Annotated in this window: 17 protein-coding genes and 1 tRNA gene; 15 read left to right on the top strand and 3 right to left on the bottom strand. The window is 71.0% G+C overall.

The annotated features are described in order from the left end of the window. The first annotated feature begins 20 nt into the window (after positions 1-20). Genes H0S66_RS04905 through H0S66_RS04895 form a run of 3 tightly spaced genes read left to right on the top strand, consistent with a single transcriptional unit; the run spans position 21 to position 1,898 of the window. Positions 21-425, top strand: a complete 405-nt coding sequence (locus H0S66_RS04905) for an FAS1-like dehydratase domain-containing protein (RefSeq protein ID WP_179614403.1) — start codon at positions 21-23, stop codon at positions 423-425. After that, on the top strand, positions 422-829 hold the full coding sequence (locus H0S66_RS04900) for a MaoC/PaaZ C-terminal domain-containing protein (RefSeq protein ID WP_179614402.1): 408 nt from the start codon (positions 422-424) through the stop codon (positions 827-829). Before H0S66_RS04905 ends, H0S66_RS04900 begins: the two co-directional genes overlap by 4 nt. After that, positions 822-1,898, top strand: coding sequence for a UDP-N-acetylmuramate dehydrogenase (locus tag H0S66_RS04895; RefSeq protein WP_179614401.1), 1,077 nt, complete (start codon positions 822-824; stop codon positions 1,896-1,898). The genes H0S66_RS04900 and H0S66_RS04895 overlap by 8 nt, the downstream gene beginning before the upstream one ends. Positions 1,899-1,916: 18 nt before the next feature. Here the strand turns inward: H0S66_RS04895 and H0S66_RS04890 are convergent, their stop codons facing one another. Then, positions 1,917-2,411 (bottom strand): hypothetical protein, encoded by a 495-nt coding sequence (locus H0S66_RS04890; RefSeq protein WP_179614400.1) that lies wholly within the window; start codon positions 2,409-2,411, stop codon positions 1,917-1,919. A 29-nt stretch (positions 2,412-2,440) separates the two neighbouring features. Then, positions 2,441-3,466: an adenosine deaminase gene (locus tag H0S66_RS04885; RefSeq protein WP_179614399.1), complete on the bottom strand. Its 1,026-nt coding sequence runs from the start codon at positions 3,464-3,466 to the stop codon at positions 2,441-2,443. A 187-nt stretch (positions 3,467-3,653) separates the two neighbouring features. Here H0S66_RS04885 and H0S66_RS04880 point away from each other — a divergent pair. From H0S66_RS04880 to rplA, 5 genes are all read left to right on the top strand, one after another. Further along, positions 3,654-3,726, top strand: a tRNA-Trp gene (locus H0S66_RS04880). A 52-nt stretch (positions 3,727-3,778) separates the two neighbouring features. Then, entirely contained in the window at positions 3,779-4,018 is a 240-nt protein-coding gene (gene secE, locus H0S66_RS04875) for a preprotein translocase subunit SecE (RefSeq protein WP_179614398.1), read from the top strand. A 15-nt stretch (positions 4,019-4,033) separates the two neighbouring features. Then, positions 4,034-4,963, top strand: a complete 930-nt coding sequence (nusG, locus tag H0S66_RS04870) for a transcription termination/antitermination protein NusG (protein WP_370463663.1) — start codon at positions 4,034-4,036, stop codon at positions 4,961-4,963. A 137-nt stretch (positions 4,964-5,100) separates the two neighbouring features. Further along, complete coding sequence (rplK, locus tag H0S66_RS04865; protein ID WP_179614397.1) at positions 5,101-5,529, top strand: 50S ribosomal protein L11; 429 nt, start codon at positions 5,101-5,103, stop codon at positions 5,527-5,529. Positions 5,530-5,650: 121 nt separating this feature from the next. Further along, a complete protein-coding gene (gene rplA / locus H0S66_RS04860) occupies positions 5,651-6,370 on the top strand; it encodes a 50S ribosomal protein L1 (protein ID WP_179614396.1) in 720 nt (239 codons plus the stop codon). A gap of 96 nt (positions 6,371-6,466) precedes the next feature. Here rplA and H0S66_RS04855 read toward each other — a convergent pair whose 3' ends face one another. Beyond that, positions 6,467-7,747, bottom strand: a complete 1,281-nt coding sequence (locus H0S66_RS04855; protein WP_179614395.1) for an aspartate aminotransferase type Ic — start codon at positions 7,745-7,747, stop codon at positions 6,467-6,469. A gap of 265 nt (positions 7,748-8,012) precedes the next feature. On the opposite strand from H0S66_RS04855, the gene rplJ reads away from it, so the two are divergent. The 7 genes from rplJ (at position 8,013) to H0S66_RS04820 (ending at position 14,335) form a co-directional block, all read left to right on the top strand. Beyond that, positions 8,013-8,660 carry a 50S ribosomal protein L10 gene (rplJ, locus tag H0S66_RS04850; protein WP_179614394.1) on the top strand — a complete coding sequence of 216 codons (648 nt, stop codon included), beginning with the start codon at positions 8,013-8,015 and terminating at the stop codon, positions 8,658-8,660. A 93-nt stretch (positions 8,661-8,753) separates the two neighbouring features. After that, positions 8,754-9,143 (top strand): 50S ribosomal protein L7/L12, encoded by a 390-nt coding sequence (gene rplL, locus H0S66_RS04845; protein ID WP_179614393.1) that lies wholly within the window; start codon positions 8,754-8,756, stop codon positions 9,141-9,143. A 278-nt stretch (positions 9,144-9,421) separates the two neighbouring features. Further along, positions 9,422-10,375, top strand: a complete 954-nt coding sequence (locus H0S66_RS04840) for an ABC transporter ATP-binding protein (RefSeq protein WP_179614392.1) — start codon at positions 9,422-9,424, stop codon at positions 10,373-10,375. 16 nt (positions 10,376-10,391) lie between these two features. Continuing rightward, on the top strand, positions 10,392-11,177 hold the full coding sequence (locus tag H0S66_RS04835; protein WP_179614391.1) for an MlaE family ABC transporter permease: 786 nt from the start codon (positions 10,392-10,394) through the stop codon (positions 11,175-11,177). A 5-nt stretch (positions 11,178-11,182) separates the two neighbouring features. Next, positions 11,183-12,010, top strand: a complete 828-nt coding sequence (locus tag H0S66_RS04830; protein WP_179614390.1) for an MlaE family ABC transporter permease — start codon at positions 11,183-11,185, stop codon at positions 12,008-12,010. 4 nt (positions 12,011-12,014) lie between these two features. Beyond that, positions 12,015-13,301 carry an MCE family protein gene (locus H0S66_RS04825; protein ID WP_179614389.1) on the top strand — a complete coding sequence of 429 codons (1,287 nt, stop codon included), beginning with the start codon at positions 12,015-12,017 and terminating at the stop codon, positions 13,299-13,301. After that, on the top strand, positions 13,298-14,335 hold the full coding sequence (locus tag H0S66_RS04820; RefSeq protein ID WP_179614388.1) for an MCE family protein: 1,038 nt from the start codon (positions 13,298-13,300) through the stop codon (positions 14,333-14,335). Before H0S66_RS04825 ends, H0S66_RS04820 begins: the two co-directional genes overlap by 4 nt. Positions 14,336-14,354: the final 19 nt, after the last annotated feature.

Raw genomic sequence — 14,354 nt, 5'->3', positions numbered from 1 at the left:
CCGGACGCTAGGTTGGAGACATGGCGCTGGACCCCTCGATCGTCGGCCGCACGTTCCCACCTACCCGGCCGTACGCCGTGACCGAGGAGCGGCTGCGCACCTTCGCGGCCGCCACCGGGACGACCTGGGAGTCCGGCCCCGCGCCGGCGACCTTCCCCATCGTGCTGGCCTTCGAGGCGATGAACACCTTCCTCGAGGCCGAGCAGGTCGAGCTGCGCCGCATCGTGCACGGTGAGCAGCGCTTCGCCTACGAGCGCCCGGTCGTGGCCGGCGACGTGCTGACCGCGAGCCTGACCGTGGCCTCGCTGCGCCAGATCGGCGGCAACGACATCATCGGCACCCGCAGCGAGGTCCACGACGAGAGCGGCGCGCTGGTCTGCACCGCCGGCGCCACCCTGGTGCACCGGGCGGAGGAGCAGGCATGAGCAGCCTCGAGCCCGGCGCCGTCCTGGCGCCGCAGGAGTACGTCGTCACCCGCGCCGACCTGGTCCGCTACGCCGGCGCGAGCGGCGACTTCAACCCGATCCACTGGTCGGAGCGGGTGGCCACCCAGGTCGGCCTGCCCGGCGTCATCGCCCACGGCATGTACACGATGGCGCTCGCCGCGCGGGCCGTCGCCGAGTGGACCGGGGGTGCCCCGGTGCTCGAGATCGGCTGCAAGTTCACCAGCCCGGTCGTCGTGCCCGACGACGACACCGGTGTCGTCGTCGTGGTCGGCGCGACCGTCAAGTCGGTCGAGGAGGGCCGCGCCACGCTCGCCCTCGAGGTCACCTGCGCGGGCCAGAAGGTGCTCGGCATGCCCCGCGCCGTGGTGGGCGTCGATGGCTGACCCGGCCGGCCAGGCCGGCCCCAGGCTGGCCGAGCGCACCACGCTGCGCCTGGGTGGCCACGCGCGCCGGTGGGTGCGCGCCGAGACCGAGCAGGACCTGGTGGCCGCCGTGGCCGACGCCGACGCGGCCGGCGAGCCGGTGCTCCTCCTGGGCGGCGGCAGCAACCTCGTCGTCGCCGACGAGGGCTTCGCCGGCACCGTGGTGGAGGTGGCCACCCGCGGGGTGGCCCCCGACGTCGAGGCCGGCGGCGAGGAGGCCGCCTGCGGCGGCGTCCTGGTCGAGGTCGCGGCGGGGGAGGACTGGGACGCGCTCGTGGCCACCGCCGTCGAGCGCGGCTGGGTCGGGATCGAGGCCCTGTCGGGCATCCCCGGCAGCGTCGGCGCCACCCCGGTGCAGAACGTCGGCGCCTACGGCCAGGAGGTGTCCCAGACGATCGCGTCGGTGCGCACCTACGACCGCCGGGACCGGCAGGTCCGCACCCTGGCCAACGCCGACTGCGACTTCTCCTACCGGCACTCCCGCTTCAAGGCCGAGCCCGGGCGCCACGTGGTGCTCTCGGTGACCTTCCAGCTCGCGACCGGCACCCTCGGCGCCCCGGTGCGCTACGGCGAGCTGTCCCGCGTGCTCGGGGTCGAGCCCGGCGCCCGCGCGCCGCTCGCCGCGGTGCGCGAGGCGGTGCTGGGCCTGCGGGCCGGCAAGGGGATGGTGCTCGACGCCGACGACCACGACACCTGGAGCGCGGGCTCGTTCTTCACCAACCCCGTCGTCGACGCCGCCCTGCTGCCCGAGGGTGCGCCCGCCTGGGAGCAGCCCGACGGGCGCGTCAAGACCAGCGCGGCCTGGCTGATCGAGCACGCCGGCTTCGCCCGCGGCTACGGCGCCGACGTCGGCACCGGCCGGGCGCGGCTCTCGTCCAAGCACACCCTGGCGCTGACCAACCGCGGCGCGGCCTCGACCGACGACCTGCTGCTGCTGGCACGCCACGTCCGCGACGGCGTGCACCAGCGCTTCGGCATCCGGCTGGTCAACGAGCCGGTGCTGCTGGGCTGCGACCTCGACGGGGCCTGAGCGCCGCCGCGCCGGGGCCTACGGCGCGGCGGCGCCCACGACGAGCAGCGCGACGAACAGCACGGCCCCCAGCAGCGCCAGGCCCAGCAGCACGGTCGAGACGATGCCCAGCACCATGCCCGCCCCGGCCTCGCTGGCCCCGGAGTACTGGTGCGGTGCTGCCTCGATCTCACGCTTGGCCCTGCGCCCGGTCCACCAGGCGAAGGGGCCCACCACCAGGGGGAGCCCGCAGAGCATCAGGCCGCCGGCCAGCGACACGATGCCGAGCACCAGCGCGGTGTTGGCCGAGGGGTGCATCGTCGGGCCGGGCGCCGGGTAGCCGGGCTGCGGGTAGCCGGGCTGGGCGTAGCCGTAGGGCTGCTGCGGCGGGGGGTACCCCTGCTGCGGGTAGCCCTGCTGCGACCAGGGGTCCTGCCCGTACGCCGGCGGCTGCTGCCCGTACGGCGGCGGGGGCTCCTGCCCGGAGGGCTGGTGGGTGGAGGGGGTCGTCTCGTCCGGGTCCCGATCAGTCACCCGGGCATCCTCTCACCGCGCCCGGCCGGTCACCGGTCGCGGTCGGGGGCCGCCAGCCAGGCTTCGATGTCGGCCAGGGCCCGCTCCCGCACGTCGGAGGGCGCGCGCGAGCCGCGCAGCGACATCCGCGCGAGCTCGGCCAGGGTCGCGTCGTCGAGGTCGTGCGCGGCGCGCATGGTGGCGTACTGCCCGGCCAGGCGCGAGCCGAAGAGCAGCGGGTCGTCGGCGCCGAGCGCGACCTGCGCGCCGCCCTCGAGCAGGGTCGGCAGCGGCACCGACGTCAGGTCGGAGTAGACCCCGAGCGCGACGTTGGAGACCGGGCAGACCTCCAGGGTCACCCCGTCGGCGGCGACCCGCTCGAGCAGCGCGGGGTCCTCGGCGATGCGCACCCCGTGCCCGAGCCGGTCGGCGTGCAGCTCGTCGAGGCAGGTGCGGGCGTGCTCGGGCCCGCGCAGCTCGCCGCCGTGCGGCGCCAGCAGCAGGTCGGCGCGGCCCGCGATGCGGAAGGCGGCCGCGAAGTCGGCGGTGGTGCCGCGCCGCTCGTCGTTGGACAGCCCGAAGCCGACCACCCCGCGCCCGGCGTACTGCGCGGCGAGCCGGGCCAGGGTGCGGGCGTCGAGGGGGTGCCGGGTGCGGTTGGCCGCGACCAGCACCCCGATGCCCAGCCCGGTCTCCCGCGAGGCCTGGGCCACCGCGTCGAGCACCAGGTCGGTGAAGGCGGTCGCCCCGCCGAAGCGGGCGGCGTACCCGCTGGGGTCGACCTGGATCTCCAGCCAGCGCCCGCCGTCGGCCACGTCGTCCTCGGCGGCCTCGCGCACCAGGCGTCGTACGTCGTCCTCGGTGCGCAGCACCGACCGCGCCACGTCGTAGAGGCGCTGGAAGCGGAACCACCCCTTCTCGTCGGCGGCGCTCAGGCGCGGCGGCCAGTCCTCGACGAGGGAGTCGGGCAGGACCACCTGGTCGCGCTCGGCCAGCTCGAGCAGCGTCTCGTGGCGCATCGAGCCGGTGAAGTGCAGGTGCAGGTGGGCCTTGGGCAGCTGGTGCAGGTCACGCAACGTCGGGTCCCCACGACTGGCTCATGACGTCCACCCTAGAGCCCACCCCGGAACCCACCCCGGAGCCCGGCGTCGAGCCCGGGGGCGCGCCGGTGGCCGGGGCCGGTTTGGACGCGGCCGGGACCTTCCCCGTAGACTCCTCGTTTGGTGGAGCCCCACATGCTTCGGCGTGCCCGGGTGCCACCGGAGGGCACTAGCTCAACTGGCAGAGCATCGGTCTCCAAAACCGAAGGTTGGGGGTTCAAGTCCCTCGTGCCCTGCAGGACATCTGGTCGGTGAGGCCGGACGGACGAGCGAAGGAATGGTGACGGCGTGTCGGACAGCAAGCCGGTCCGCGACGGCGAGAAGGCCGAGCGCACGAACCCGGTGACGTTCTACCGACAGGTGGTCGCCGAGCTCCGCAAGGTCGTCTGGCCCACCCAGGAGCAGCTGGTCACGTACTTCATCGTGGTCATGGTCTTCGTCCTGATGATGATGGCGATCATCTCGGCCCTCGACCTCGGTCTGGGTCGCTTGGCGTTCTTCGTCTTCACCGGCCAGTCCGACCAGTGACCGCAGCCGCGACGGGTGACCGCCGCGGCCACGGCCCCCCGCGACCGGCGCACGCCGGCGCAGGCAATTGAGCACAGCAACGTGATGGAGCAGCGCGTGACGGAGCAGTACGACTCGGTCGAGACCGAGGAGACGGAGACGTCGGAGAACCCCGAGGTCGACCCGGTGGAGCCGGTGTCGCACCCGGAGGCCGACGAGGCCGTCGACGGTGCCGTCGACGACAGCGCCGCCCAGGCGGTCGCCGACGCCGAGGCCGACGAGGCGGAGGTCGCCGACGAGGTCGAGGCCGAGGCCGAGGGTGAGCCCGAGGAGGACGCCGACGACCCGCTCGAGGCCTTCCGCCGCGAGCTGTGGGCCAAGCCGGGCGACTGGTTCGTCGTGCACACCTACTCCGGCATGGAGAACCGGGTGAAGTCGAACCTGGAGAACCGCATCATCTCCCTCAACATGGAGGACTACATCCACGAGATCGTGGTCCCCACCGAGGAGGTCGCGGAGATCAAGAACGGCCAGCGCAAGATGGTCAAGCGCACCGTCCTGCCCGGCTACGTGCTCGTGCGCATGGACCTGACCGACGAGTCCTGGTCCGCGGTGCGCCACACGCCCTCGGTCACCGGCTTCGTCGGCAACTCCCACCAGCCGGTCCCGCTCACCATGCGTGAGGTCGAGGACATGCTGGCCCCCGCCGTCGTGGCCCGCGCCGAGGCCGAGGCCGTCGCCGCCGGCACCGCCTCGCCGGGCTCGCCGACCACCGCCAAGAAGCCCGTCGAGGTCGCCGACTTCGAGGTCTCCGACTCGGTCATGGTCGTCGACGGTCCGTTCGCGACGCTGCACGCCACGATCACCGAGATCAACGCCGAGGCCCAGCGGGTCAAGGCGCTCGTCGAGATCTTCGGCCGCGAGACGCCGGTCGAGCTCAGCTTCAGCCAGATCCAGCGGGTCTGAGGCACCCCCCGCCCGGTCCGATTGGGCCGGCGGGGTCCGCGCGCCGCACAATGGTGGGCGCGACACGCAACACGCAGGTGGCAGAGGGCCTCAGCCCGCCCTCGTCATGACCACGAGAGAGAAAGAGAACCAGCTTCATGCCTCCCAAGAAGAAGATCGCCGCACTGGTCAAGGTGCAGCTGCAGGCCGGCGCCGCGACGCCCGCCCCGCCGGTCGGTACCGCGCTCGGTCCCCACGGCGTCAACATCATGGACTTCTGCAAGGCCTACAACGCGCAGACCGAGTCCATGCGCGGCAACGTGATCCCGGTCGAGATCACCATCTACGAGGACCGGTCCTTCACCTTCATCACGAAGACCCCGCCGGCCGCGGAGCTGATCAAGAAGGCCGCCGGCCTCCAGAAGGGCTCCGGCGTCCCGCACAAGGAGAAGGTCGGCAAGCTGACCAAGGACCAGGTGCGCGAGATCGCCCAGACCAAGCTCCCCGACCTCAACGCGAACGACATCGACGCCGCGATGAAGATCGTCGAGGGCACCGCCCGCTCCATGGGCATCACCACCGACTGATCACGCGACCGACCCAGTCGTCGCACGTCGTCGCACCCCGCGCGGGTCGGCGTACCGCACCTGTGGCAGGGCCGCGCTGGCCCACCTGACCACACCTGGACCAAGAAGAGAGAGACCAGACATGCAGCGCAGCAAGACCTACCGCGCGGCCGCGGAGCAGTTCGACCAGGACGAGCTCCACGCCCCGCTGGCCGCGATCAAGATCGCCAAGACCACCAGCAAGAAGAAGTTCGACGAGACCGTCGACGTCGTCATGCGCCTCGGGGTCGACCCCCGCAAGGCCGACCAGATGGTGCGCGGCACCGTCAACCTGCCCCACGGCACCGGCAAGACCGCCCGCGTCCTGGTGTTCGCGAACGGCGACAAGGCCGAGGCCGCCCGTGAGGCCGGCGCCGACGAGGTCGGTGGCGACGAGCTGATCGAGAAGGTCAACGGCGGCTACCTCAACTTCGACGCCGTCGTGGCCACCCCCGACATGATGGGCAAGGTCGGTCGCCTCGGCCGCGTCCTGGGCCCCCGCGGCCTGATGCCGAACCCGAAGACCGGCACCGTGACGCCGGACGTGGCCAAGGCCGTGTCCGACATCAAGGGCGGCAAGATCGAGTTCCGCGTCGACCGCCACGCCAACCTGCACTTCATCATCGGCAAGGCGTCCTTCAGCGAGATGCAGCTGGCCGAGAACTACGCCGCCGCCCTCGAGGAGGTGCTGCGCCTCAAGCCGGCCAGCTCCAAGGGCCGCTACATCAAGCGCGTCACCGTCTCCACCACGATGGGCCCGGGCGTGCAGGTCGACCCGAACCGCATCAAGAACGTCGCGTCCGAGGACGAGGCCCAGGCCTGACCTGCTCAGCCGCCTGAGCCCTCCGGGGACGACGAAGGCCCGGCCCCTCCGCGGAGGGGCCGGGCCTTCGTGCGTCTGCGGCCGGGGCCGGGCGGATCAGCCGGTGAGGGCCTCCGCGGCGGCCAGGGCCACGCAGGTGGCCACGCCGGCCATGGCGGTCTCGACCTGGTCGAGCGGCGGGAAGGTCGGGGCCAGGCGGATGTTGCGGTCGCGCGGGTCCTGGCCGTGCGGGTACGACGCCCCGGCCGGGGTCAGCGCGATGCCGGCCTCCTTGGCCAGCTGCACGACCCGGGTCGCGGTGCCGTCGAGCACGTCGAGGTTCACGAAGTAGCCGCCGGTCGGGCGGGTCCACTCGGCGATCTCGAGGCCCTCCAGGCCCTCGGTCAGGGCCGCGTCGACGGCGGCGAACTTGGGGGCGATCAGGGCCCGGTGGCGGCGCATGTGCTCGCGCACGCCGTCGGCGTCGCCGAAGAGCTCGACGTGGCGCAGGTGGTTGACCTTGTCGGGGCCGATCGAGGCCATCGACAGGTGCTGGAGGAACCAGGCCTTGTTGGCCTCCGAGGTCGCCATGACCGCGACGCCGGCGCCGGCCCAGGTGATCTTGGAGGTCGAGGCGAACATGACGGGGCGGTCGGGGTTGCCGGCGGCCGCGGCCAGGCCGAGCGCGTCGGCGCTGTGCGCCTCGTCGTCGGTGAGGTGGTGCAGCGCGTAGGCGTTGTCCCAGAAGACCCGGAAGTCGGGCGCGGCGGTCGGCATCGACATCAGCGCCTGCGCGACCTCGGGGGAGACCACCGAGCCGGTCGGGTTGGCGTACGTCGGCACCACCCACATGCCCTTGACGGCCGGGTCGTCGGCGACCAGGGCGGCGACGGCGTCGACGTCGGGCCCGTCGGCGTTCATCGGCACGCTGAGCATCTCGATGCCGAAGTCGGCGAGCATGGAGAAGTGGCGGTCGTAGCCGGGGACCGGGCAGACGAACTTCACGACCGGCTCGTCCTTCCAGGCCCGCTCCGAGCCCGGGCCGCCCCACAGCAGCAGGTAGGTCAGCGCCTGGTGCATCATCGTCAGGCTCGAGTTGCCGCCGCAGATCAGCTGGGCGGTCTCGACCTCGAGCAGCTCGGCGAAGATCTCGCGCAGCTCGGTGAGCCCCTCGAGGCCGCCGTAGTTGCGCACGTCGGCGCCGTTGCGGTCGGTCGTGCCGGTGGGCAGGTCCAGGAGCCGGTCGGACAGGTCGAGCTGGTCGCTGGCGGGCTTGCCCCGGGTCAGGTCGAGCGTGAGCCCGCGCGCGCGGAGCGCGGCGTAGGCCTCCTGCTGCGCGGCGCGGAAGGACGCGAGCTCGTCGGGGGACAGGGAGCGGAGCGGCGTGCGCGAGGTCATGGTGCCGATCCTGCCAGGCAGCAGGCGACGAGCCGATTTGGCCGTGCCCCCGTGGACGCCGTAATCTCCTGCTCGTAACCAGAGACCGCCGGTCGTCGCGCCACGCACGTGGGGTGACCGAAGGCTCCGAGTGATCGGGCGACCAGCGCAGGAGTACAGAGCCACCCGTCACTGACGGGAACCCGCCCTGAGCCTGCGCTCGGGGCGTTCGTCGTCTCAGGGCCAGGCCCACCGGACCACGGTCTCACCGTCCGGAAGGAGACCCATGGCGCGGCCAGACAAGCAGGCAGCCGTCGCAGAGATCGTTGAGCAGTTCAACACCTCTGCTGGCGCTGTGCTGACCGACTACCGCGGTCTCACCGTGAAGGAGCTGCAGGACCTGCGCCGCTCCCTCGGCGAGAACGCCAACTACGCCGTGGTCAAGAACACGCTTGCCAAGATCGCCGCCAACCAGGTGGGCATCTCCGGCTTCGACGACATCCTCGTCGGCCCCACCGCCATCGCCTTCATCGAGGGTGACGTGGTCGAGGCCGCCAAGGGTCTGCGTGACTTTGCCAAGGCCAACCCCGCTCTGATCATCAAGGGCGGCATCCTGGACGGCAGCCCCCTCTCCGCGCAGGAGGTGGCCAAGCTGGCCGACCTCGAGTCGCGCGAGGTCCTCATGGGCAAGCTGGCCGGCGCGATGCTCGCGTCGCTCCAGAACGCCGTCTCCCTGTTCCAGGCCCCGATCGCCCAGGTCGCCCGTCTCGCGGGTGCGCTGGAGTCGAAGGCCGAGCAGGACCCCTCGATCCTCGCAGGTGGTGCCGGGACCCCGGCCGCCGCCGAGGAGGCCCCGGCTGCGGCCGAGGCCCCCGCCGACGAGGCCCCCGCTGCGGCGGAGACCTCCGACGAGGGCGACACCGCCGAGGCCTGAGTCGTCCCGACTCAGCACGGCAGCACACCACCTGAAACCCGGCCGAACCGCACCTGACCCGGTGCCGGCCACCTAACGGAAGGAACCGCCACCATGGCGAAGCTCAGCACCGACGAGCTCCTCGACGCGTTCAAGGAGATGACCCTCATCGAGCTCTCCGAGTTCGTGAAGCAGTTCGAGGAGACCTTCGACGTCACCGCGGCCGCCCCGGTCGCCGTGGCCGCCGCCCCCGCCGCCGGCGGTGCCGCCGGTGGCGACGAGGCCGCTGCGCAGGACGAGTTCGACGTCGTCCTCGAGGCCGCTGGTGACAAGAAGATCAACGTCATCAAGGAGGTGCGCGCCCTCACCTCGCTCGGCCTGAAGGAGGCCAAGGAGCTGGTCGAGGCCGCCCCCAAGGCGATCCTGGAGAAGGTCGACAAGGCTGCGGCCGAGAAGGCCAAGGAGTCCCTCGAGGGCGCCGGCGCCACCGTCACCCTCAAGTGACGACCTGTCACTGACACCGACGACCCCCGTCGACCTGATGGTCGACGGGGGTCGTTGCATTTGGGTCCGCGTCCGGGGTCGCGTTTTCGCAGGTGGGGCGCGGTGAGCGACCCGAATGGGTGAGTGGTGACGGGTTGGTCTCGAAACCCGGCGCCGGAGTGACGGACGTGACAATAATGCGTAACCTCACGGCGCAGGCAGCGTTGTTACTGATGAGTGTGAGCCGGTCCGGGCTCCAGCACGGGACGACGAGCGCAGACCGCGAAGGGGAGCACGGCATGGGCGTGGAGATCGAGGTCAACGACCTGACCAAGTCGTTCGGCAAGCAGCTGATCTGGGGTGACGTGTCGCTGACGATCCCCGCCGGCGAGATCTGCGTGATGCTCGGGCCCTCGGGCACCGGCAAGTCGGTCTTCCTCAAGACGCTGATCGGGCTGCTCAAGCCCGACCGGGGCTCGATCATCATCGAGGGCACCGACATCGCCTCCTGCTCCGAGCGCGAGCTCTACGAGATCCGCAAGCTCTTCGGGGTGCTGTTCCAGGACGGCGCGATGTTCGGCTCGATGAACCTCTACGACAACATCGCCTTCCCGCTGCGCGAGCACACCAAGAAGTCGGAGTCGGAGATCCGCGCCATCGTGATGGAGAAGCTGGACCTGACCGGTCTGCTGGGGACCGAGGACAAGCTGCCCGGCGAGATCTCCGGCGGCATGCGCAAGCGTGCCGGCCTGGCCCGAGCGCTGGTGCTGGACCCCGAGATCGTGCTCTTCGACGAGCCCGACTCCGGCCTCGACCCGGTCCGCACCTCGTTCCTCAACCAGCTCATCGTCGACCTCAACGCCCAGATCGACGCCACGTTCCTCATCGTGACCCACGACATCAACACCGCCCGCACGGTGCCCGACAACATCGGCCTGCTCTACCACAAGCACCTGGCCATGTTCGGTCCCCGCGAGATGCTCCTGAGCTCGGAGGAGCCGGTCGTGCGCCAGTTCCTCAACGCCCAGAAGATCGGCCCGATCGGCATGTCGGAGGAGAAGGACGCCGACGAGCTGGCGGCCGAGTCCGACCAGGAGCTCCCGCCCCTGCCCCCGATCCCGATGCAGCTCGAGCCCTCCAACGGCATCCCCCGCCGCTCGCAGCGCGAGCCCGGTGCCTGGTGCCGCGAGCAGGGCGTGACCCCGCCGCCGGGGTCCTTCGAGGACAACATCTCCATGGCCCCCGGGGCCTGAGGGGGACCGGAGACACGTGGCAACCACAACGGCGACCCGGGTGCTCGCCCCCTTCGGGGCAGCGGGCAACCTCTTCGCCTTCGCCCTCGACGTGGGGCGTGGGCTCTTCCGTCGTCCCTTCCAGCTGCGCGAGTTCATCCAGCAGGCCTGGTTCATCGCGTCCGTCACCATCATCCCGACCGCGCTGGTCGCCATCCCCTTCGGCGCGGTCATCGCGCTGCAGGTCGGTGGCCTGATCAAGCAGTTCGGCGCCCAGTCCTTCACCGGCTCGGCCTCGGTGCTGGCGGTGGTCCAGCAGGCCGCGCCGATCGGCACGGCCCTGCTGATCGCGGGCGCGGGCGGCTCGGCGATCGCCGCCGACCTCGGCGCGCGCAAGATCCGCGAGGAGCTCGACGCCATGATGGTGCTGGGCATCGACCCGATCCAGCGGCTCGTGGTGCCCCGGGTGCTCGCGGCGATGCTCGTCGCGGTCTTCCTCAACGGCCTGGTCAGCGTCGTCGGCGTGGCCGGCGGCTACGTCTTCAACGTGGGGCTCCAGGGCGGTACGCCCGGTGCCTACATCGCCAGCTTCACCGCGCTGGCGCAGCTGCCCGACCTGTGGGTGGGCCTGCTCAAGGCGCTGATCTTCGGCATGATCGCCGCCATCGTGGCGGCCTACAAGGGCATGAACGCCAACGGCGGCCCCAAGGGCGTGGGTGACGCGGTCAACGAGTCCGTCGTCATCACCTTCGTCCTCCTGTTCATCGTCAACTTCGTCCTGAGTGCGATCTACCTCCAGGTCGTCCCCCCGAAGACGGGCTGAGGCAGATGGCAAGCATCAAGTCGGTCTACACCAAGCCCGCCGGAGCGCTCGACCGCCTCGGCGAGGAGCTGGCGTTCTACATCCGCGCCCTGATCGCCTCGCCGCGCTCGATCAAGCGCTACCCGCGCGAGATCCTGCGCATCCTGGCCGAGGTCACGCTCGGCTCGGGCGCGCTGGCGGTCATCGGCGGCACGGTGGGCGTCATCCTGGCGATGACGTTCTTCACCGGCGCGCAGGTCGGGCTGTCGGGCTACGCCGCGCTCGACCAGCTCGGCACCGCGCCGTTCGCCGGGTTCGTCTCGGCCTACTTCAACACCCGCGAGATCGCCCCGCTGGTGGCCGGCATCGCGCTGGCGGCCACCGTCGGCTGCGGCTTCACCGCCCAGCTCGGGGCGATGCGGATCTCCGAGGAGGTCGACGCCCTCGAGGTGATGGCGATCCCCTCGATGCCGTTCCTGGTCACCACCCGCATCGTCGGCGGCCTGATCGCGATCATCCCGCTCTACGTCGTTGGCCTGCTCTCCTCCTACTTCGCCACCCGCCTGACCGTCACCCAGTTCTTCGGCCAGAGCGCGGGCACCTACGACCACTACTTCAACCAGTTCCTGCCACCGGGCGACGTGCTGTGGTCCTTCGGAAAGGTGCTGGTCTTCGCGGTCGCGGTGATCCTGATCCACTGCTACCACGGCTACAACGCCGGCGGCGGCCCTGCCGGCGTGGGCGTCGCGGTGGGTCGCGCGGTGCGCACCAGCATCGTGGCGGTCAACGTGATCGACCTGTTCCTGTCCATGGCCATCTGGGGCTCCAGCACCACCGTGCGGTTGGCGGGTTGAGACGATGATCCTTCGACAGTTCAAGCTCCTGGGCATCGTCTTCCTGGCGATGCTGGTGGGCGGCGCGTGGCTGACCTACGCCATCTTCACCAAGAAGTTCGTCGACTACGACGAGGTCACCCTTCAGAGCTCGCGCATCGGCCTGCAGCTGCCCGAGCGTGCCGACGTCAAGATCCGTGGCGTCATCGTCGGCGAGGTGCTCGACTACGTGCCCACCGAGGCCGGTGCCGACATCACGCTGGGGCTCTACCCCGACGACATCGACACGATCCCGGCCGACGTCACCGGCTCGATCGTGCCCAAGACCCTCTTCGGCGAGAAGTACGTCGCGCTGGTGGTCGAGGGCGACGACGTCGGTGGGCCGAGCATCGAGGCCGGGGCGGTCATCGACCGCACCGAGGTCGCCACCGAGGTCGAGAAGGTGCTCTCCGACCTCAACCCGCTGCTGCGCACGGTCCAGCCCGCCGAGCTGAACATGACCCTCAACGCCCTGGCCACCGCCCTCGAGGGCCGCGGTGACCAGCTCGGCGAGAACCTCGAGACGCTCGACTCCTACCTCAAGCGGTTCAACCCCCAGCTGCCGGGCGCGATCGAGGACCTGCGGCTGACGGCCGAGGTCTCCGACATCTACGCCGACGTGCTGCCCGAGGTGGGCCAGATCCTGCGCGACCAGGTCACCACCCTCGGCACGCTCGAGGAGCAGTCCGACACGCTCAACGCGCTGTTCCGCGACGTCAGCGCCTTCTCCGGCAGCGCCCGCACCTTCCTGGCCGAGAACGAGCAGAACCTGATCCGGCTCGGGGAGGTCTCCGAGCCCCAGGTGCGCCTGCTGGCCAAGTACTCCCCGCAGTTCACCTGCCTCACGCGCGGCATCGTCAACGCCGGCAAGCTCCAGGCCGAGGCGTTCCGCAACTTCACCCTGCACATCGTGCTGGAGACGCTGCCCAACCAGCCGCGCGGCTACAACGCCAACGACCAGCCCCGCTACGGCGAGGACCGTGGGCCCAACTGCCTCAACCTGCCCAGCCCGCCCGGAAGCCAGGAGAACCCGAACCAGGTGCAGCCCGACATGGACGACGGCGTCGACGAGCCGACCGGCAAGGGCACCAGCCGGGTCACCCCGGGCCCGTCCTTCGACGCGGGGCAGGGCTACGCCGGCAGCCTGGCCGAGAGCGAGCTGCTCAAGTCGCTGCTCGCGCCCGGCATGGGCGTCAGCGCCAGCGACGTCCCCGACCTCGGTGCCCTCCTGCTGGGCCCGATGGCGCGCGGCGCGGAGGTGAGCCTGCGATGAGCAAGGTCCTCGATGCCCAGACCGCCGGCGCGCTGGTCAAGCTCCTGATCTTCGTGGTCGTCACGCTGCTGGCCACGGGCGTGCTGATCATCACGATCGGCAACATCTCCTTCGCCGACTCCAAGGAGTACAAGGCGGAGTTCGTCGACGCCACCGGCGTCGTGTCCGGCGACGACGTGCGGGTGGCCGGCGTCAAGGTCGGCACCGTCACCGACGTCGAGGTCGTCGACCGCACCCGTGCGCTCGTCAGCTTCGACCTCGAGGAGGAGGTCACGCTCACCGAGGCCAGCCGGGCGTCGATCCGCTACCGCAACCTGGTAGGCCAGCGCTACATCTCGCTGACCCAGCAGGTGGGGGAGACCACCGCCCTCGAGGAGGGCGACACGATCGACGTCTCCAACACCTCGCCGGCACTCGACCTCACGGTGCTCTTCAACGGCTTCAAGCCGCTGTTCCAGGCGCTCTCCCCGGCCGACGTCAACAAGCTGTCCTACGAGGTCGTGCAGGTCTTCCAGGGCGAGGGCGGCACGCTCGAGAGCCTGCTGGCCAGCACCGCCTCGGTCACCAGCACGCTCGCCGACCGCGACGAGCTGATCAGCGACCTGATCACCAACCTCGACCAGGTGCTCGACAACATCGCCGACCGCGACGACCAGCTCAGCGACCTCATCGTGAACTTCCGGACCCTGGTCAAGGGGCTCAAGCAGGACCGCGGCGCGATCCTCGGCTCGCTCGAGCAGATCTCGCTGCTCTCCGAGCAGACCTCCGACCTCGTCGGGGGCATCCGCCAGCCCTTCACCAACGACGTCAAGCAGCTGCGGCGCCTGGCCGGCAACATCAACCGCAACAAGGGCGAGCTCGACCGGGCCCTGCAGGTGCTGCCGATCAAGCTGACCAAGGTGGGGCGCACCGCGATCTACGGCTCCTACTTCAACTTCTTCCTCTGCGGCTTCGAGGGACGGGTCCGGCTGCCCGGGGGCAGCCCGGTCCCGGTGAACTTCAACACCGGTGCGGAGAGGTGTGATCTCGGATGACCCCCTTCCGTGAGCGGAA

Origin of the sequence: Nocardioides marinisabuli (genome assembly GCF_013466785.1) — a bacterium.
Lineage (GTDB): Bacteria > Actinomycetota > Actinomycetes > Propionibacteriales > Nocardioidaceae > Nocardioides > Nocardioides marinisabuli.
This window is presented reverse-complemented; position numbering and strand designations above follow the sequence as displayed.